This window comes from Streptomyces sp. ATCC 21386 (assembly GCF_018728545.1).
Taxonomy (GTDB): Bacteria; Actinomycetota; Actinomycetes; order Streptomycetales; family Streptomycetaceae; genus Streptomyces.
Genome location: NZ_JAAVVL010000001.1, coordinates 7,694,243 through 7,713,116, shown reverse-complemented (window position 1 = coordinate 7,713,116; position 18,874 = coordinate 7,694,243). Strand labels below are relative to the sequence as shown.

17 protein-coding genes and 1 pseudogene are annotated in these 18,874 nt (G+C 71.0%); 6 read left to right on the top strand and 12 right to left on the bottom strand.

Annotated features, from left to right (window positions below):
• Nucleotides 1-2: 2 nt before the first annotated feature.
• The 3 genes from GWK25_RS33125 to GWK25_RS33115 all read left to right on the top strand — a co-directional run bounded on the left by GWK25_RS33125 (nucleotide 3) and on the right by GWK25_RS33115 (nucleotide 3,245).
• Entirely contained in the window at nucleotides 3-1,244 is a 1,242-nt protein-coding gene (locus tag GWK25_RS33125) for a helix-turn-helix domain-containing protein (RefSeq protein WP_215455240.1), read from the top strand.
• Between the two features lie 334 nt (nucleotides 1,245-1,578).
• Nucleotides 1,579-2,352 carry an IclR family transcriptional regulator gene (locus GWK25_RS33120; RefSeq protein ID WP_215455239.1) on the top strand — a complete coding sequence of 258 codons (774 nt, stop codon included), beginning with the start codon at nucleotides 1,579-1,581 and terminating at the stop codon, nucleotides 2,350-2,352.
• Nucleotides 2,349-3,245, top strand: a complete 897-nt coding sequence (locus GWK25_RS33115; RefSeq protein ID WP_215455238.1) for an SMP-30/gluconolactonase/LRE family protein — start codon at nucleotides 2,349-2,351, stop codon at nucleotides 3,243-3,245. The genes GWK25_RS33120 and GWK25_RS33115 overlap by 4 nt, the downstream gene beginning before the upstream one ends.
• A gap of 31 nt (nucleotides 3,246-3,276) precedes the next feature.
• On the opposite strand, the gene GWK25_RS33110 is transcribed toward GWK25_RS33115, so the two are convergent.
• From GWK25_RS33110 to GWK25_RS33100, 3 genes are read right to left on the bottom strand one after another with little or no spacing between them, the layout of a single operon-like run.
• The gene (locus GWK25_RS33110; protein ID WP_215455237.1) at nucleotides 3,277-4,701 is read right to left on the bottom strand and encodes an MAB_1171c family putative transporter; all 1,425 of its coding nucleotides are present in this window, start codon (nucleotides 4,699-4,701) and stop codon (nucleotides 3,277-3,279) included.
• The gene (locus tag GWK25_RS33105; protein WP_251829143.1) at nucleotides 4,698-5,423 is read right to left on the bottom strand and encodes a toxin-antitoxin system, toxin component; all 726 of its coding nucleotides are present in this window, start codon (nucleotides 5,421-5,423) and stop codon (nucleotides 4,698-4,700) included. The genes GWK25_RS33110 and GWK25_RS33105 overlap by 4 nt, the downstream gene beginning before the upstream one ends.
• Entirely contained in the window at nucleotides 5,420-6,037 is a 618-nt protein-coding gene (locus GWK25_RS33100) for a transcriptional regulator (protein WP_215455236.1), read from the bottom strand. The genes GWK25_RS33105 and GWK25_RS33100 overlap by 4 nt, the downstream gene beginning before the upstream one ends.
• A 384-nt stretch (nucleotides 6,038-6,421) precedes the next feature.
• On the opposite strand from GWK25_RS33100, the gene GWK25_RS33095 reads away from it, so the two are divergent.
• Both GWK25_RS33095 and GWK25_RS43950 read left to right on the top strand, forming a co-directional pair.
• Entirely contained in the window at nucleotides 6,422-7,936 is a 1,515-nt protein-coding gene (locus tag GWK25_RS33095; RefSeq protein ID WP_215455235.1) for an alpha-N-arabinofuranosidase, read from the top strand.
• Between the two features lie 103 nt (nucleotides 7,937-8,039).
• Nucleotides 8,040-8,225: pseudogene (locus tag GWK25_RS43950) on the top strand (transcriptional regulator); the annotation flags it as partial.
• On the opposite strand, the gene GWK25_RS33090 reads toward GWK25_RS43950, so the two are convergent.
• The 3 genes from GWK25_RS33090 to GWK25_RS33075 all read right to left on the bottom strand — a co-directional run bounded on the left by GWK25_RS33090 (nucleotide 8,222) and on the right by GWK25_RS33075 (nucleotide 11,519).
• The gene (locus GWK25_RS33090) at nucleotides 8,222-9,058 is read right to left on the bottom strand and encodes a phosphotransferase (protein WP_215455234.1); all 837 of its coding nucleotides are present in this window, start codon (nucleotides 9,056-9,058) and stop codon (nucleotides 8,222-8,224) included. The pseudogene GWK25_RS43950 and the gene GWK25_RS33090 sit on opposite strands and share 4 nt — an antisense overlap.
• A gap of 72 nt (nucleotides 9,059-9,130) precedes the next feature.
• The gene (locus GWK25_RS43945) at nucleotides 9,131-10,189 is read right to left on the bottom strand and encodes a GNAT family N-acetyltransferase (protein WP_308404373.1); all 1,059 of its coding nucleotides are present in this window, start codon (nucleotides 10,187-10,189) and stop codon (nucleotides 9,131-9,133) included.
• Between the two features lie 10 nt (nucleotides 10,190-10,199).
• Nucleotides 10,200-11,519 carry a hypothetical protein gene (locus GWK25_RS33075; RefSeq protein ID WP_215455233.1) on the bottom strand — a complete coding sequence of 440 codons (1,320 nt, stop codon included), beginning with the start codon at nucleotides 11,517-11,519 and terminating at the stop codon, nucleotides 10,200-10,202.
• A 676-nt stretch (nucleotides 11,520-12,195) separates the two neighbouring features.
• Between GWK25_RS33075 and GWK25_RS33070 the strand changes: the two genes are divergently transcribed.
• Complete coding sequence (locus GWK25_RS33070) at nucleotides 12,196-12,495, top strand: hypothetical protein (protein WP_251829142.1); 300 nt, start codon at nucleotides 12,196-12,198, stop codon at nucleotides 12,493-12,495.
• A 111-nt stretch (nucleotides 12,496-12,606) separates the two neighbouring features.
• On the opposite strand, the gene GWK25_RS33065 is transcribed toward GWK25_RS33070, so the two are convergent.
• The 6 genes from GWK25_RS33065 to GWK25_RS33040 form a co-directional block, all read right to left on the bottom strand.
• The gene (locus GWK25_RS33065) at nucleotides 12,607-13,083 is read right to left on the bottom strand and encodes a hypothetical protein (protein WP_215455232.1); all 477 of its coding nucleotides are present in this window, start codon (nucleotides 13,081-13,083) and stop codon (nucleotides 12,607-12,609) included.
• Nucleotides 13,084-13,156: 73 nt separating this feature from the next.
• On the bottom strand, nucleotides 13,157-13,666 hold the full coding sequence (locus tag GWK25_RS33060) for an ATP-binding protein (RefSeq protein ID WP_308404372.1): 510 nt from the start codon (nucleotides 13,664-13,666) through the stop codon (nucleotides 13,157-13,159).
• Between the two features lie 325 nt (nucleotides 13,667-13,991).
• Entirely contained in the window at nucleotides 13,992-14,732 is a 741-nt protein-coding gene (locus tag GWK25_RS33055; RefSeq protein WP_215455231.1) for an SDR family NAD(P)-dependent oxidoreductase, read from the bottom strand.
• 79 nt (nucleotides 14,733-14,811) lie between these two features.
• The gene (locus tag GWK25_RS33050; protein WP_215455230.1) at nucleotides 14,812-16,350 is read right to left on the bottom strand and encodes a BTAD domain-containing putative transcriptional regulator; all 1,539 of its coding nucleotides are present in this window, start codon (nucleotides 16,348-16,350) and stop codon (nucleotides 14,812-14,814) included.
• 60 nt (nucleotides 16,351-16,410) lie between these two features.
• Nucleotides 16,411-17,400: a phosphotransferase family protein gene (locus GWK25_RS33045; RefSeq protein WP_215455229.1), complete on the bottom strand. Its 990-nt coding sequence runs from the start codon at nucleotides 17,398-17,400 to the stop codon at nucleotides 16,411-16,413.
• Between the two features lie 92 nt (nucleotides 17,401-17,492).
• A complete protein-coding gene (locus GWK25_RS33040) occupies nucleotides 17,493-18,752 on the bottom strand; it encodes an ABC transporter substrate-binding protein (protein ID WP_215455228.1) in 1,260 nt (419 codons plus the stop codon).
• Nucleotides 18,753-18,874: the final 122 nt, after the last annotated feature.

Below are 18,874 nucleotides of genomic sequence, written 5' to 3'. Positions count from 1 at the left end.
GGGTGACCGGAACCCCGGGAACCGTCACCGTCCGCTCCGCCTGGCACGACGTGCCGAGGCTCCAGGTGCGCGAGTTCGCCGCGATCGCCATGGCCGAGGCCCCCGCCCTCGCCGAGGAGATCCTGGGCGAGATCCGCCGCGAGTACCCGCATCTGCCCGTCGTCCTCGACGACTCCGGCGAACCGATGGCCCTCATCGGCATCCGCCGCGCGATCGAGGTCTTCGTGCAGCACCTGGAGACCGCCGAGGGCCGCCCGCGCGTCCCTCCCGGCGTCTTCCAGGAGTTCGGTCGCGGCGAGGGCCTGCACGGCCGCAGCCTCGACTCGCTCCAGGCGATCTACCGCCTCGGCGTACGCCTCGCCTGGCGGCGCTTCGCGGAGATCGGCCAGCGCGTACAGATCCCGCCGCCCGCGATGTACGAGCTCGTCGACGCCGGGTACGAGTATCTGGACGGCCTGGTGGACCAGTCGGTGCGCGGCTACGCGGAGGCGGCGGCCCGGCAGGCGGGCGAGCGTCTGCGACTGCAACGCCGGTTGATGGAGTTGCTGCTCGCCGAGCACCATCGGGGTGACCCGGCCGACGCGCTCGCCGAACGCGCGGCCCGGATCGGCTGGAGCCTCCCGGAGAAGGTCGCGGTCGGGGTCCTGTTACGCCCGGCCCGCGAGGCCATGGCGCCCGCCGTCGGCCAGAGCGTCCTGCTCGACATGGAGTACGAGCAGCCGCGCATGGTCGTCCCCGAACCGGATGCGGCCGGCCGCCCCGAGCTGCTGCACCGCGCGCTGACCGGCTGGTCCGGCGCGATCGGCCCGCCGGTGCCGCTGGCCGACGCCGCGAAGTCGCTGCGTTGGGCGGAGGCGGCGGTGCGGTTGATGGAACGCCGGCTGCTGCCCGCCGGCGAGGTGCTGCACTGCACCGAGCACACCGAGGCCCTCGTCCTCCTCCAGCCCGAGGAGCTGATCGACGACCTCGCGCTGCGGTGCCTGGCGCCGCTGGCGCACTGCGGTCCCACGCACGGCCGCCGGCTCGCGGAGACGTTGCTGGCGTGGCTGGAGACCCGGGGCGGGGCCCCGGAGATCGCTACGCGGCTTGGTGTGCATCCGCAAACCGTACGGTATCGCCTTCGGCAGATACGTGAGCTCTGGGGTGACGAGATCGATGATCCCGACCGCCGCTTCGAGCTGGAGCTGGTGCTTCGGGCGCAGAGGTTGCGGGGGGAGCTGGGGGATCCGCGCGGGCGGAGGTGAGCGGGGGCGCCTGATGGCTCGGGGGTGCGGGCTCGGTGGGGCTTCTCGCGCAGTTTCCCGCGCCCCTGAAAGACAGGCCCTGCGGGCCTGAAAAGCACGGGGCGCAGCCCCGGCTTTTCAGGGGCGCGGGGAACTGCGCGAGCAACCCCCACTCACCCGCACCCGACGACGTACCCCCGGCCGCACCCCCGCCCCTCCCCCTCGCTCGATCGTCCGCGGTTATTGCCCGGTCAACGCACTATGACTAGCCTGTGTTCGTCATGCCGATCGACCGTTGAAATTTCGAACACTCCGCCGCAGACACGAACCGACTGACAGAGGAAGGGGGCCGGCCGTGGGACGCCTCGTACCTGCCGTGACCCGGGCGCTCGACATATTGGAGCTCTTCCTGGACGGGGACGGCACGCTGTCCGCCCCCGACATCGTGCGCAGACTCCAGCTGCCCCGCACCACGGTGCACGAGCTGGTCACCACGCTCGCCGCCCGCGGCTACATCGTCCAGGTGCAGGGCCAGCCCGGCCGCTACCGCCTCGGCGTCCGCCCGTACCAGCTCGGCAGCCGCTACGCCGAGCAGCTGGACCTCGCCGCCGAGGGCCAGCAGGTGGCCCGGTCCGTCGCCGAGACCTGCGACGAGACGGTGCACGTGGCGATCCTGGAGTACACCGACGTCATCTACATCGCCAAGGTCGACTCCACGCACGCCGTGCGCATGGTCTCCGCCGCGGGCCGCCGCCTCCCGGCGCACTGCACCTCCGTCGGCAAGATGCTCCTCGCCTCCCTTCCCGAGGCCGAGCTGAACGCCCGCATCCCGGACGACGCCGACCTGCTCGCCATGACCCCCAACAGCATCACCGACCCGGCCGCTCTGCGCGAGGCCCTGGCCCGGATCCGTGAGCGGGGTCTCGCCGTGGAGAACCGCGAGTCCAACCCGGACGTCTCCTGCGTCGCCGCGCCGGTCCGCGACCGCGCGGGCAAGGTCGTCGCCGCGCTCTCCATCTCCGTCCCCATGATCCGCTGGAGCGAAGAGCGCCGGATCGAGCTGGAGCAGCTCGCCGCCAAGGGTGCCGCGGAACTGTCCGAGCGCCTCGGCCACCGGAGCGTGGCATGAGCGCCCACCCGAGTCACACGAGTCACGCAAGTCAATCGGGGTACGAGGTCGCGGTCCGCGAGTACGCGGCCCTCGGTGAGGGCCCCACCTGGGACCCCGCCGCCCAGCGCCTGATCTGGATCGACATCCTCGGCTCCCGGGTCCACACCTACGACCCGGCCTCCGGCCGCCGCTCGGTCCTCGCCACCGAGCAGCACGTCGGCGCGGTCAAGCCCCGCGTCGGCGGCGGCCTCGTGCTGAACCTGCGGGACGGCGTCGGCCTGACCGACCCCGACGGCACCTTCCGGTGGCTGCACCACGAGCCGGTCCCCGGCCGACGCGCCAACGACGCCGCCGTCGCCCCCGACGGCTCCCTCTTCGCCGGCACCATGCGCTACGACGAGGCCCCGGGCGGCGGCACCCTGGCCCGCTTCACCGCCGAGGGCCTCACCACGACCGTCCTCGACGACGTCGCCGTGAGCAACGGCACGGGCTGGAGCCCGGACGGCCGGCTCATGTACTACATCGACTCGCCGACCCGCCGGATCGACGTCTTCGACTACGTGGAGACCGGTGACGGCGTCCCCCTGCCCGTCGACCGGCGCCCGTTCGTCACCATCGAGGACGGCGGCGGCTTCCCCGACGGCCTCACCGTCGACGCCGAGGGCTGTGTCTGGGTCGCCCTCTGGGAAGGGAGCGCGGTCCGCCGCTACACCCCGGCCGGCACCCTCGACCGCGTCATCACCCTGCCCACCCCCCGCCCCACGGCCTGTGCCTTCGCCGGCCCCGACCTCACCGATCTCTACGTCACCACGGCCCGTACGGGAACGGACACCCCGCACCCCCTCTCGGGCTCCCTGCTGGTGATCCCGGGCGCGGGCAAGGGCCTCGCCCAGCCTCCGTTCGCCGGCTGAGCCCACGGGCCGGGTCCTCGACGCCAGTGGCTCACTCCTGCGCGGGTGAGCCGCTCCTGGCCGGGGAGGCGGCGAGTGCCCGTACGGCCTCGATCTCGGTCGGCTCGCGCAGCGCCAGTGACACGGCCTCGATGTCCTTCAGCAGATCGGTGGGATCGGAGGAGACCGTGAACGCGGGGTAGGCCGTCCGCGCGGGCGCCCCCGTCGTGTCACCCGCACCCGAACCCGCACCCACACCCACACCCGATCCTGAGCCCCCACCTGAGCCCCCGGCCGAGCCCGTGCCGGTGCCGAGGCCGGGGAAGACCAGCGGGCCCGTGACGAGCGTGGCCGTCACGCGGCTCTCCGGCGACCTCCGCCGCGTCGCCACCGCGTCCTGGATCGCCACGGCGGCCGCGAGGGCCTTCGCCCGGTCGGCCTCGTGCCCGAGGTCCAGCGCTGCGTCGTACGCGCGGCGCCGCAGATCCTCGTCGAGGTGACGGGTGAGCCGGAGCAGGGCGTCCCGGATGAACGTCTCCCGGCGGGTGAGCCGCAACTCCGGTGTGGCGCGCAGCGCGAAGGGGACGCGGGAGTCGTCGACGGTCCGGGTCAGCAGATACAGCGGCCGCAGCCGCCGATGGCTGGTGCGCACCCGCCAGCGGTCCTGCAGATACTGACCGCTGTGCGGCAGGATGAAGCCCACCGCTATGCAGATGGCCGCCAGGGCGGCGGCCGGCGGCGCCACGTCCGTGCTCAGCCAGTCCAGGTCGTGCCCGGTCCAGCGCGCGACCACCGCCGTGAGCTTCGCGGCGTCGAACACCAGGTTGAGAGCGCAGCCCAGGACCAGCGCCTGCAGACCGCCGCGCAGCCACACGTCCAGGCTCTCCGCGCGGACCCAGTTCCGGATCAGCCGGTAGGTGATCAGACAGGCCGCCGTGTGCGCGACGAGGTAGAGCAGGATCTCCTCGCGCATGAAGGGCGTGGTGGCGTAGTACGTGTCCAGGTCGCGCAGCCGCTCGCGGGGGACGTCCGCCAGCGCGAACAGCACCCACAGGACGACGATCACCGCCGCGTAGACGGCGACCACCCACCGTGTGAGCCGACGGGTCGCCGGGGAGCGGTCGGCGGGGCCGTTGCGCAAGGCGACGATCATCAGCAGACAGCACGCGCAGAACGCGGTGATCAGGGAGTACACCCAGGGCGCGGCGACGTTCGGCACGCCCACGACCCGGTTGGTCCAGGCGATGACCGAGGGCACCGCGAACACGAACACGCAGCAGGCGAGCAGCAGCAGTCCGCCGACCGCGCGCAGCAGCGAGTCCCGCCAGAGCTTGACGATGCTGGGCAGTTTGATCACCAGGGCGGCGGTCAGGACGGCCGTGGGGATCCAGAACGAGATGTACAGCTCGCCGAAGAAGTCGGCGGGGCCGGTGGAGTGGAGGGTCCCGGTTGTCGCGGGCACGGCCGTCCCCCTCATCTCCCGTGCCGGCGATAGCCCAGGGAGGCCTGGATGGCCCGCCCGACGGGGTCGTCGGCGCCGGCCGGCCCGGCGGCCCCGGCCGATCCGCTCGGCCCGGTGTCCACCCAGGAGCGGAAGGCGGTCGCCAGCCGGTGGCCGAAGTCCTCGGCCTCCTGCTCGTCCGACTCGTGCGAGCCGTTGCGGGCCGCGATGGGGGTACCGCCCTGCCCCAGGGCGGCCGACAACTCGGGGGAGAGCGGCGGCAAGGCGGACGCGTGCCCGCCCGGTCCGCCCGGCCTGCCTGTTCCGCCCGGCTCCGCTGACGCGAGTGCCGCGGCGTCCGTCCCCGGCAGATGGTGATGGCAGTGCCCGGCGTGCATGTGCCACAACTCATGTCCCAGGATGACCAGTTGCTGCACGGTCTCGGCCCGCTCCTCGACGATCACCAGGTCGAAGTCGGGGAACTCCATCCACAGTCCGGTCACCCCGATCCCGTCCGGGAACCGCTCGAACCGCAGGTTCACGGGCCGCCCGCCGCGCCGCGCGCTCATCTCCGCACAGAGCGCCGCACCCAACTCCCGTACGTCGACGGGCGCGTCGAGCCTGCTCCGCACCGCCTTGCTGAGTCCGGCCGTCAGCTTCCGCATCTCGGCGGCGGACCGCGACGGCACCAGCGCGCCCCGCACCCTGCCGAGGACTCCGCGCAGCCCACCGGCTCCGCTGCGTTCGCCCCGGCTCATCGCCGGGTCTCCTCGTCGTCGATGCCGAGCAGTCCTTCGAGCATGACGGCGAGCGCCTCCTGCTGGCGACGGGTGAGCCGTTGCCCGCGCAGCGCGAGCGTGACGACCCCGTGCCGGGTGGCGAAATCGACCAACGGGCCCTCGGCGTCCCCGTCCTCCTCAAGTCCCGCCAGGACACGGCCGAGCTCCCGGTTCAGCACGGTCGCCGCCGGGTCGGTGAAGAACCGGACGCCCTCCTCGATCCCGAAGAAATCCGCGAGTTCGGTCAGATCGGGCACGTTCGGCATCTTTCTGCCGAGCAGCAGCTGCCGGGCCCACTCGGGACTGATCGAGAGCCGCTCCGCGACCTCTCTGCCGACCTCCCCGGCCCGCTTCCCGCTCCGCGCGACATACGCCTCGTGCACCGCCCGCACCCGTCGGCGCACCCGGTCGTCGACCCGGTCCGTCTCCCGCGCGCCCCCGTCGAGCAGGGCCCGCACCTCGTCCTCGGCGAGGGCCGTACGGTCCGCCAGGGCCGCCGCGTCGAGCAGTCGGTCCCGGTCGGCACGGGTCTCCGCGATGCGGACGTCGAGTCGGGTCAGGGTCTCGGCAAGGGCATCGGGCAGCGAAGGCACGCGCCGACCCTACGTGGCCCCGACCGTCGGCACCATCAACTTCCAACGATCGTTGAATTTCGACAGAACGATGGTTGCACTGTCCGCCAGGGGCGCAGGGGCAGCCCCACCAGGGGCGCGGGGAACTGCGCGAGCAACCACAAACCACCCGCCCCCGCCCGACGGGCGCGCCCGGCGGACGGTGAGGCGCAGGGCCCACCCCGGCGGACGGTGAGGCGCAGGGCCCACCGCGGCAGACGGTGAGGCGCAGGGCTCCCCCGGCGGACAGCGGAGCCCCCGGCGCAGTCACCCCGCCCCATTGACTTGCCCCTCCTTCGACCATAGCGTCCCGTTCGGCTCGACGATCACCATCCGTAATACCGAACACCGAAGGGGCCGCCCTCGATGACCCGCACCGCCCGTTTCACCCTCGACCCCGCTTTCAAGGTCGGCGAGGTCAACCCCCGCCTCTTCGGCTCTTTCGTCGAACACCTCGGCCGCTGCGTCTACACCGGCATCTTCGAACCGGATCACCCCGCCGCCGACGAGGCGGGCCTGCGCACCGACGTCCTGGACCTGGTCCGCGAACTCGGCGTCACCACCATCCGCTACCCCGGCGGCAACTTCGTCTCCGGCTACAAGTGGGAGGACTCCGTCGGCCCCGCCGAGGACCGCCCCACCCGCCTCGACCTCGCCTGGCGCTCCACCGAGACCAACCGCTTCGGCCTGTCCGAGTACATTGCCTTCCTGAAGAAGATCGGGCCCCAGGCCGAGCCGATGATGGCCCTCAACCTCGGCACCCGCGGCGTCGCCGAGGCCCTCGAACTCCAGGAGTACGCCAACCACCCCGCCGGCACCGCCCTCTCCGACCTCCGCGCCGCCCACGGCGACAAGGACCCCTTCGGCATCAAGCTGTGGTGCCTCGGCAACGAGATGGACGGCCCCTGGCAGACCGGCCACAAGACGGCGACGGAGTACGGCCGTGTCGCCGCCGAGACGGCTCGCGCGATGCGCCAGATCGACCCGAACGTCGAACTCGTCGCCTGCGGCTCCTCCAGCCAGTCCATGCCGACGTTCGCCGAGTGGGAGGCGACGGTCCTGACGGAGACGTACGACCTCGTCGACCACATCTCCCTGCACGCCTACTACCAGCCGGAGAACGGCGACATCGACTCCTTCCTGGCCTCCGCGGTCGACATGGAGTCCTTCATCGAGAACGTGGTCGCCACCGCCGACCACGTGGGCGCGAAGCTCAAGTCCAAGAAGAAGATCAATCTCTCCTTCGACGAGTGGAACGTCTGGTACATCTCGGAGTGGCACGCGATCGAGAACTCCGGCGCACGGGACTGGGCGGTGGCCCCCCGCCTGCTGGAGGACAACTACAGCGTCACCGACGCGGTCGTCTTCGGCTCCCTCCTCATCGCCCTCCTCCGGCACGCCGACCGGGTCACCGTCGCCTGCCTCGCCCAACTCGTCAACGTCATCGCCCCGATCATGACCGAGCCCGGCGGACCGGCCTGGCGGCAGACGACGTTCTTCCCGTTCGCCCAGGCCTCCAAGTACGGGCGGGGCGAGGTGCTCGACGTACGGGTGGACTCGCCGACGTACGAGACGAAGAAGTACGGCGAGGCGGATCTGCTGCACGCGACGGCGGTGCGGGCCGAGGACGGGTCGGTGACCGTGTTCGCGGTCAACCGGGGCCGTACGGCGGCGCTGCCGCTGGAAGTCGCCCTGAACGGGCTGGACCTGACCCGGGTCGTCGAGCACAGCGTGCTGGCCGACGCGGACCCGGACGCGCGCAACACGCTGGCGGAGCCCGAGCGGGTCGCTCCGCGGACGGTGGAGGGGGCGTCGCTGGAGGACGGCGTGCTGAGCGTCGTCCTCGAACCCCTGTCGTGGAATGTGATCCGGCTCGGCTGAGGGGCCGCGTGGCCACCGGGTGTCCGGTGGCCCACCATGTGTCCTTGAGGATCTCGGCACGGGCGGACTACGCCGTACGCGCGGTACCGGAGGTCGCGGTCCGGGGGAGCGGCCGACCGGTCTGACCTAGACCGGGTCGGCAGAGCCGCTGCTGCCGCTGTGGATCGCGCTGCGGGCCAACGGCCGCCGCATCCTGGAGGGCGTCACCATGGCCGACCTCGCGTCCGGCGCGCTCCCCGGCCCGGTCAAGGACCTGGCGGCCGAGCCGACGGCGTGGGAGAACCCTTAACCGCAGCGACCGAGTGCGGCGCGAAGCCGGCTGAGGCCCTCAACCCTCCAGTGGCCCCGGTCGGGCATCTGGTCGTCCCGGCGCCATCGCCAGGCCGAGAACATCGCCCAGTTCAGGGCGCGGCACCGGTGGATCAGGTCATGGTCGGCCCCTGGGTAGTGCTGCGCCACGTCCTCGGGCGCGTGGGCGAGGTCGAACTCGACCGGCCCACGGCAACACGTGGCGAGGTCCACGAAGAGCGGGCCTTGCCTCGTGTTGAGGATGTTGCCCGGATGAGGCTCGCCGTGCAGGAGCTGTTCGCCGGCCTTCTCGACGCTGATCGCGGTACTCAACCCCCTGAGTGTGTCGCTGAGGAGTTCCCGGCCGGAATCGGGCAGCTCGGGGGAACGCTCCCGGTCGTTCACCTCTCTGAGCGCTGCGGCGACTCGATCAGTGACATGCGGCGCGTCCAGAGCGATCCGGCGCAGGGCGGCATGATGCCGCAGGAACGCGTCTGCGTAGTCGGCCGAAGCGATCTCCGGTCCCACCGGTTCGTAGTAGGTCCAGAGCGAGATGGCGAAGGCCTCACGCACATGGACCCGTGGCTCGACCCTGGGCTCGAGCTCCGCCACCGGCGCTCCGGCGTCGGTGAGACGGCGAGCAACCTCCACTTCGAACTCGGAATCGGCCAGCTGCCCCACAGGCGCGATCCGAACCAGCACATCGCAAGGAGTCAGACGCAGCGCGACGCGGTCCGAGTCGTGGACGACGACCACGTCGTCGACCTGAAGTCCCAGGCCCGAAGCGGTCACCCGTCCCACATCGACCGCGCGGCGGAGCTCCGATGGCTCCATACACCCTCCCTGCATCAAGTTCGCGGGGACATGCTGCTCCCCAGCGCGGTCAAGGCCGGCAGCCCATTGGTGTCACAGACGGAGCCGAGCGGCCAGGAACACCGCCGCCACCGAGGGCCTGACCGCGTAGGTCGCACCCGCACGCCCCTGAGAGGCCTCCCACCACACGAACGGATAGCGCCGTTCGCTGTTGTCATGGGCCTTGCTCATCCCGGACAGCACACCCGCGATCCGGCGCGCCGGATCGACACCGTCAGCTCCACCCAGAGCCTTGTCCACGAGTTCTGTGCAGTGGATCTTCCGGCCGGGGTTGCGCAGCAGATACTCGAACACATGCAGAGCCTGCGGAGCCACTTCACTCAGAAAGACGGCGGCGCGTTCCAGGTCCGCAGGGCCCCATTCCGTTCCGTAGTGCCCCGCTTCTCCGGAGTGTGTGACCCATCGCCCGTCGTCCTCGGCCAGATACACCGTCACATTCGCTCCCAAGGAAGGTATTCGGACCCTCATTTTGACCCCCCGGTTCTGGAGCCGGAACCGAGTGTCATGGGTCCAGTCGTGTCCCACGTGCAGGAGCAGCAGGTCGAACTCGGGGCCGTCAGGGGTGTTGCGGTACGGGCCCGCGTACTCGTAGCCGAGTCGGCTGTACAGGTCCTGACCGCGACTGTTGGTGGGCAGAGCGAGGAGGGACGACCAGGCCGGAGCGATGGCCTTGACGAGTTCGGCGTGGAGTTGGGAGCCGATGCCCCGGGACTGCCAGGGCGGACGTACGGCGAGTTCGCACAGTCCCATCAGCCGCTCGGTCCGCGCGCCCTCGGGCACTTGATCGATCAGGTCTGCGCCGAACCAGTACTCCGCGTCACACGGGAAGGCGTATCCGAACCCGACCGCCGTGCCGGCGGCGTAGGCGACGACCAGAGTGAAGCCGGCGTGTTTGAGGTGCCCGGAGAGCTGGTGGTGAAGCGCGGGGACGGAAAGCCCGAGGGCTTCGGCACCTGGTTTGTCGACCAACTCCGGGTGTGCGTCGGCCCAGATGTCGGCGACGACGTCCACCAGGGGTGGGACCTGACCCGGGCCGTAGGGCCGGATCACCACCTCGGTGCGGGGCGGCCGGTCCATGCTTGGGGTGCTCACCGTCTCCTCCTCAGCCAGTGCGAGCGATGGTGCGGTACTCCTCCAGCCACTCGGCGACCGCAGGTAGTTTCGAGTGCCGCTGGAGCGCGCTCTCGACGGTGTGCAACTGCTGGAGCAGACGGTCGGAACGTACCTGGGGCACATATGCGAGCACTCGCTGGGCTGCTTCGGCCACGGCCTCTGGCTCCGGCCGGTTGCCCACTGCGTGTTGGACCGCGACGTCGGCTGTGTACAGGGCCTTGTTCCGGGTGAACCGGTCGCCGTGCAGTATGACGGCCTGTTCGGCTCCGGCAGCAGCCCGTTCGTGCTGATCGAGGTCGGCACGGGCAAGTGCCTCCAGTCCGGCGAGTTCGGCCGGGGTGTAGAACTCCAGCCAGTCCGGGTCCGCCTCGGCAGGCCCCTTGGCGTAGAGATCGTGGGCGCGGACAATGGCCCGATCTGCTGCTCCGGCGTCGCCGAGGAGGGCCCAGCCACCTGCTTCGCGCATCGAGAAAAGGCTGAGAATCCGGGCAGAGCCGTACGTACGGACCGCGTTCTGCGCGCCCTGAGCGGCGGATACGGCTTCCCTGGGTCGCCCGCTGGCCTTGGCGAGCAGGGAAAGGCAACCGAACGCATGTCCTTCCAGAGCTGGGTCGTCCGCCAGCCTCGCGGCGGCCAGGGCTTCGCTGTAGAGCGAGCGGGCGTCAGCGGCACGACCGGAGTCGTAGCTGAGCCACCCGGCGGCGATGGACAGGTGCCCGCTGGTGGAGCGCAACCTCCGCCCCGTCGTCTCGGTGAACGATCCGCTCTGCAGCCAGTTGTAGGCCGTGTCCAGTGCTGTACCGGCGTCACCGCGCGGCCGGGCGGAGGAGCCGTGGTCGTGATCGTGCGCATAGATCGTGGCGACTGTTCGGTGGAGGCGCTGGACGTCACCTTCCCCGATCCTCCCCTGGGGATTCTTGAGACTGTCGGCGAAGGCGAGGGGGAGGAGTGACAGCGCTGCCCCAGCACTGTCGGTGAGGAATTCGCGGCGGTCCACCAGGCTTTGCCGTGTCGCCCCCGTGACTGCGACAGGCGATGCGACGCGCTGTGTCGAGTCCTCGAGGCGGAATCCCAAGTCCTGCATGGTACGCCCGGTCAGCCGGGTGAGGATGCGTCGGTAGACCCCTCGCGGCAGTCGGACCTCGCCGTCCTCCCACGCTGCCACCAGGCGTGAACTGCAGGCGACCACCTCCCCGACCTCCTCGCCGGTAGCGACGATCAGGTGTGCGAACTCCTGGCGCGACATCTGGAAGTCGCCCTCGCGTACTGCGCGCAGTCGCGGGTTGGGAATCTTGCGGCGATCAGCCATACAGGCTCCGGGCGGGGTCCGAGGCGACGAATCCGGCGACAGTACTGCTCCCACGTCAGGTCTGCCCCGCCCTTGGCGTCGATTCACCCCCTCCCGGACGACTTTCATCGTTCTTGCATTGCTCCTGCATCGCAGTCGCTCTTCGGCTGCTGGTTGCCTGGACGGTGACGCGACAAGCCGACCGGGCACGCACGACGTGGCGAGCGCGGAACGACTGCGTGGCTCGACCGACCTGCTAGGAGACCGACGATGCACCTCGTCACACGCGTACTCACATGGGTGAGGGCGCGGCCCTTCGGCCCACCCGAAACCAGCCGCACCTCCTGTGTCGCGACTTGGCAACCTGCGGCAAGTCCACCCGCGCCCCCTGCATCCCCCGAGATCTGGGCCGCGATCCTCGCCAGCGCCCGCCGCCGCAGAGCCCCACACCTCTGGCCGTCCGGTCAACTGCCCGCGATCACCGCCGCCGACATCACCAGCCGCCTCGTCGGCCTCTACCTCCTTCCACCCGAAGTGCACCAACACGCGCGCGCCGCAGCACGGTTGGCGGAGGAGGCGAGCCTGTGACCGACGTACAGAACCGTCGGCCGGTTCGAGCACACCCGTACGTGCGGCGTCGGCTGCAAGGGCACGCCCAAGGCCCAGGACGGTTGCGAGGACGGACGGCGACTCTGGGGTGCGTACCGCCTCGCACGCATCGGAAAGGAGACGGCGCCATGACCTGGACCATCGAACGCCCACCGGGTCGGCCCGTACGCCGAACCGCTGCAATCGCCTCGCCGTACCCCTACGCCTGTCCCTCACCGACGGCCACGCCACGGACACCGAACTGACCCTCACCCTCGCCGAGGCCGAACACCTGCACGCCGCACTGTGCCGCGCGCTCGACGGTGAGCCGACGCCTCCGGCAGCGCCCGACTGCCGCCAGTCGGTCCAGGCCTCGCCCGGATCGGCACACATCATCGGGCGGGCGTAGCGCCCGGCTCCTGGACGTAGGGCCGTATCTCGGTCGCATCCCCGGCAGGAACCCTCGGCGGGCCTGCCGGGGAGGCCGAGTGACGGATGGGTTCCGGCGTGCGGCACAAGCTCAGGGCCCGGCGTCCGCCCCGTCGACGTGCAGGTCCCCTCGCATGCGCCTGCGGAGTACGGCAAGGGCGTCGTCGTAGGCCAGGCGCCCCGCCACGTACACGGGCTCGTCGGCGAGTACTCCCTCCATCACGAGGTCGCGGAGGTCGCGCAGGCGGCGGAAGGCGTCCTCAGAGGCGTCCACGACGCGGCCGGGCGCACTGATGGTCATCTGGTACCTGAGCCCGATGCACGGCCCGAAGGCCTGGCGGGCGGTGGTGCGGCGCGCCGGCGATTCCATGTCGGGGTCCCGGGCCACGTTCCCGCACGCGTGCCGGGCCTCGGACAGGGTGGCCAGGTACTCCCCGTACAGAGCGCGACGCGCTTGCGTCTCTCGTTCCGAGCTCTCTCGTTTCCAGCGTTGACGGTCCAGGAGCAGGGCGGATCCCGTGGCGATCGCCGCGCCGACCATCGTGCTGATCAGGGTGATCCACTGCATGGACCGACCGTATCCACCGTCGGTGGTGCACACGGTTCACACGGTCCGCAGGCTGGAGGAGGCCTGTCGGCACTCAACCCAGCCGCATAGCCAGTGTCACCTCGGCCCCCGCCCCCGCCCCCGTCGTGTCCGTCCTGACCGTCAGGCGGTCGGTGACCAGGTGGGCGAGCCAGAGGCCGCGGCCGGGGCAGGTGCCGGTGAGGCCGGGGAGTTCCGGGATGGCGGGGGTGAAGCCGGGGCCGTCGTCGGTGATGCGGCACTCCAACTCGTGTGGGAGCAGGCGCAGTTCGAGGCGACCCTGACCGCCGGCGTGCTCGACCGCGTTGGCCGCGATCTCGCTGACCGCGAGGGTGAACTCGCCGAGCCGTACGCCGCCCAGGCCGGCCGCAGCGGCCGTGTCCTCGACCTGGGCCCGCACCTGGGGCAGGTTCTCTCCGGTGAAATGGCGTTTCAACAGCGGCGTCGCGCGAGGAAGGGCGGGGGCGTCGCCGCTCGCTCCGCCCGTCGTGAGGGCTCCGCCGTTTCTCTTCCCGCCCGGCATCACGGCCGCCTCCTCTCGATGGGTGTCGATGGGTACGGGCACGGGGCGCCGGGAGTCAAAGGCGAACTGCCGCACATCGCCCACGCTAGCCGTGCTCGCCCGATGAGTACCCAGTGGATCGAGAGGACATCACGCCAGGTCATAACCGTGTGAATTCGATCGGATGGTGATCGAACTCGCCCGACCTCGGTTGATCGCTTTCCGTCCCTCGATCGGTCGAGGGAGCCTGCGACGCGGCGTCGGCCTTCCCGCACGTTCGTCGGCCCCCTCCCGCACGTTCCGGGAGGGGGCCGACGAGACGACGAGGGCGACGAGACGACGAGGGCGACGATGTCTACGACGGCTGAGCCGCCGATCCGGTCGACCGTCAGGTCGCGACGTAGCCGCCGTCGGCGGCGAGCACCGCACCGGTGATGTACGCGGCCCTGTCGGAGGCCAGGAACGCCACCGCCTCGGCGATCTCCTCGGGCTCGCCGGCCCGGGTGAGCGGAGTGTTCTGGCTGAACGCCTCGAAGATCTCGCCCACCGTGTCGACGGCCATGTCGGTACGGATCGGACCGGGTGCCACGGAGTTGACGCGCACACCCGCCGCGCCGAACTCGACGGCCCACGACCGGGTCAGCGCGTCCATCGCGGCCTTGGAGGCGTTGTACACGGAGCCCACCGCGGTGCCGACCTGCCCGGCGATCGACGACACGTTGACGATCGCGCCCTTCTTCCTCGCCACCATGGCCGGCACGAGCGCGGCCGTCAGGAAATAGGTCGCGCGGACGTTGACGTCGAATATCTTCTCGTATTCGTGGAGCGACTGCTCAGGGGTCGGCGAGAACGGGAAGACGCCCGCGTTGTTCACGAGCACGTCCACGTCGCCGACCTCCTCGGCGAGCCTGCGGACCTCGTCGAGGTTCGCGACGTCCGCGACGACGAAGTGGCCCGTGCCGCCTGCCCGCTCGATCAGCTCGACTGTCTCCTTGCCCAGTTCGGCCCTGCGCCCGGTCCCGTAGACGGTGGCACCCGCCTCCGCGAGCTTGACCGCGATCGCGCGGCCGATGCCCGACGTGGCGCCGGTGACGAGTGCCTTCTTGCCCTGAAGTTCGTTGGTCGACATGCCCGCAACGGTGGCTCCGCCGGATCGTCGGCGCATAAATTCCGTATATACCGCCTGGTCAAGGGCGTCAGCACGAACCTCAGCCGGTCAGCGTCGGCGTGCGCAGCATGAAGTAGAGGCGCACGAACCGCGGCAGCCGGTAGCGGCCGAGCACGAGCGGCTCGATGAGATGGACCCCCGCGAGCGACTCCAGCATCCGCTCGATCTCGCCGGGGTCGGCCCCGGACATCCGCGCCGCCTCATGGGAGTCGATCACCTCGGCGTCCTGGCGCGCGAAGCAGAGGAGCAGGTGCCGCTCCGGGTCGCTCAGCTCCTGATCGGCGGCGATCATCGGTGCCAGCATCGCGACGCAGTCGGAGGGGAGAGCGCCGGTGGGCTTCTTCTCCCGCTCCAACTGCGACAGGAACATCCCGATCGTCCAGTCGGGGCGTGAGTCGAGCGTGCCGGCGACCACCCTGATCGGGGCCGGCAGCCGCGAGAAGTGTTCCAGCAGCGCCCCGACCTGCTCGGGTTCCGCGTCCGCGCGTGCCGGTCCGATGCTCCGGCGCAAGAACTCCCGCGCCTCCCCCTCGGTCAGCCCGGCGACCGCTACCCAGGTCACGCCGGGCAGCTCGTGCAACCGGCGGACACTCGTGAGGATCATCGCCGAGCCGGGCGTGGCCAGATCGCGTACGGAGGCCGCGTCCCGCACGTTGTCGACCACGACGAGGAAGCGCTTGCCGCGCGCCTTCTCCCTCCACAGCGCGGCCTTGTCGCCCACAGGGTTCTCCACCCCGACCGCCCGCAACAGCTCACCGGCGACGTCCCGGCCCCTGACGACGATCTGCCCGTCCGGGAAGCGGCCCTTGACGAGGTGGCCGACCCGGGTGGCCAGCACGGTCTTGCCGCTGCCCCGCATACCGGTGATGCCCACGGTGCCCGGCAGCGTCCGCAGCGCCTGCGCGATCTCCTCGGCGCGGCCGGTGAAGTCGATGAGGTCCGGAGGCAGCTGCTCCGGCCTGCGCGGCGCGGTGAGGTCGCCGCTGAGGATCTGCGCGTGGACCCTGCGCAGCTCCGGCCCCGGTTCCAGGCCGAGTTCCTCGCCGAGGAGGGCGCGCGCCCGGTGATAGTGGTCGAGCGCTTCGCCCTGCCTGCCCTCCAGGTAGAGCGCGCTCATCAGAAGGGCGCGGGGACGCTCCCTGAGGGGGAAGGCGGCGACGTGGGCCTGCAGTTTCAGCGCGTCCAGTTCGCGTTCGAGGCAGTCCTCGCGCAACTTGAGCCGGTGGTCGCCGAGCCGTGCCCGCTGGGCGTCGAAGTAGGTGCCCCGGAGGCCCTCCAGCGGCTCGCCGCCGCAGTCGTCGACGATCTCCGCGCGGGCGGTGTACCCGCCGTCCCGCGACGTCAGGTCCAGCTCCGGGAGCATCTTGCGGATCTTGTACACGTACGTCCGCAACGCCATGACCGCGCTCGGCGTCGGGTCGTCCCAGACCATGTCGATCAGCTGGTCGATACTCACCCGGACACCGTTGTTCAGCAGCAACGCCGCCAGCACCGCCCGCTGTTGGCGTGGCCCCAGTTCGATCTCCTTCTCGTCGCGCCATGCTCGCACCGGACCCGTCAGCGAAAATCGCAGGCTCATGCGACAGTGCAACGCGTACCCGGATCGCCTGCTTCCCTCGTGAACGGTCGGGCCGGGGATTCAGACGCGGACCAGTTTCAGCGCCTGCCGCAGGTTGTGCTCGGCGATGCCCGCCATGAAGGCCCGGTCGGGGAAGTCCCCGTCGAGCAGCCGCAGCGGCCCCGCCGTCAGCGAGAGCCGCTGCGCGAGCATGTACAGCGCGAGCCGGTCCTCGTCCAGCCCGGCCACCCTCAGCGGCCGGTAGGCGTCGTGCAGGCGGATCCGCAGGAACACGTGCTCCCACTCGACGTCGAAGTACATCGTGCCCTCGATGTCGATCACCACGGGGTTCCCGTCCGCGTCCACCCGCACATGGTCGGGCCCGAGTTCGCCGTGCACGACCGCGTACTCCGCGCGCGGCCGCACCGCCGCCGCCAGGCCCAGCAGCCGCTCCTCCAGCCGGTCGCGGGCGGCCGCCATCCGCCTATCGCGCGAGGCCGCCTCGGAGAGGTCCCGCAGCGCACGGTCGAGCACCACGCCCTCGCACGACGTGCCCCGCGAGGTCCCGCCCTCGTCGACCACGGCGACCTTGCCGTACGTCGGCGCCCGGTGGTCCCGCATCGCCTCCAGCGACTCCGCCAGCCGGGCCATGACCGGGGCCGCCGCGTGCCGGTCGCGCGCGAGCAACTCCTCCAGGGTCTCGCCCCGGAGGTCCTCGACGATCGCGAGGTCGGCCGGGCGGTGGACGCCCTCACGGTCGAGGAGACGGATCGCCGGAACGCGGACGCCGAGTGCGTCCAGCCGGGTGTGAGCGGCCTCGAACAGATCGAGCCCGAGGCCGGGGGAGAACGGGTCGGCGAGGTCCTCGTCCCCCTCGGCCGCCGGCCAGTAGTTCTCGGCGTCGTCCCACAGGTAGGCGATCGCGGTCGTCGAGTCGTCCATCACCAGGCGGTACACGCCTTTCTTGCTGCCGCCCGCGACGCGCTCGACCCCCTCCAGCCGCCGTCCGCCGCCGAGCGCGGCCCGCGCCGCACCAGCCAACCGCTCCCGCGTCACTGCACCGGGTGCCATGTGATGAACCGCCTCTCCACCAGGACGACTCGCGCCCCCTTCTGGCAGCGCCGACGTACGGGCCCACGGCTTCGATCACCGCCCGTGGTCCCTCATCGTGCCGTCTGCGCGATCGACTCCAGGGCCTCCCGGGGGTTACCGCCCGGGGCCACCGCCTTGCCGATGCGGCGGCGGATCTCCGTGGCCACCTCGGACCAGTTGGTCTCGGCGACGGGGTAGAGGCGGAGGTTCTGGAGGGTGTCCAGGCCGTTCCACAGGGGCTTGTGGGCCTTGTCGGCGCGCATCGCGTCGGCGGCGGACGTGGTGACGGGCAGCAGTTCGTACTGGGCGGCCTGTTCGATCACGTACTTGTCGGAGTAGAGGAAGTCGAGGAACTCGCCGATGGCGGCCCGGTGGTCGTCGTTGCGGAAGGCGACGACCCAGTCCGCCGTGCCCATGGTCGGCGTCGTGGCGCCGTCACGGCTCGGCGGCGGTACGGCACCGTAGGGGACGGAGTCGGAGGAGTCCTCGATCTGGCGGATCAGCGACAGCGGCGCGTTGACCATGGCCGCCTCTCCGGTGAGGAACGCGTCGGCCGCCTCGGCCCGGTTCAGTTCGCCGGGCGGGACCGGGCCGGTGAGGCCCTCGCCGATCAGGTTCTCCTTCAGCCAGGTCAGCGTCGCCACATTGGCGGCGGACGCGATGTCGTAGCGGTTGGTGGAATCGGTGTAGCCGCCGTCGCCGGCCAGCAGCCACGTCAGCGTCTCGGCCTCCGCCTCCTCCGGGCCGAGCGGCACGGCGATCGGGTACTTCACGCCCCGCGCCTTCAACACCCGTGCGGCGTCGACGAGTTCGTCCCACGTCGTCGGCGGCTCCAGGCCCGCCGCCGCGAACAGGTCCTTGTTGTAGTAGAGCAGCCGGGTGCTCGCCGTGAAGGGCATGCCGTACTGGGCGCGGTCCATCTCCCCGGCGTTCGCGAGGCTCCGTACGAAGGACGCCTGGACCGGGACCGAGAGCACCTCGTCGGCGCTGTAGAGGAGGTCGCGCGAGGCGTACTCGGAGTAGCTGTCCGTCTGCACGATGTCCGGTGCCTCGCCGCGCTCGACGAGTTCCGCGACCTTCTCGTCGACCTCGTCCGGTTCGTAGACCTTGACGTCCACCTCGATGCCCGGGTGCTCGGCGCCGAAGGCGAGGGCCACCCGGTCCCAGTAGCCCTCGGAGTTCTTGCGCACGCTGTCGCCGTAGTTGGTCGCGACGACCGTCAGGGAGACCGTCCCCGACTCCGCGCCCGCGTCGCCGCCGCAGCCGGACAGCCCGGCCGCGAGTCCCAGTGCGGCCGTGACCGCCACGATCGTCCGGGCGTTGTGGCGCACGGTCCACCCACTTCCAGCTTCCTACAGGAGTCGTGATCGGGCTTGATCGTATGGTGCGTACCGGTGTGTACGGGGCCGAGGGCGTTGCGTTTTGATTCCGACGGCGTGACGGCGACCAGGAA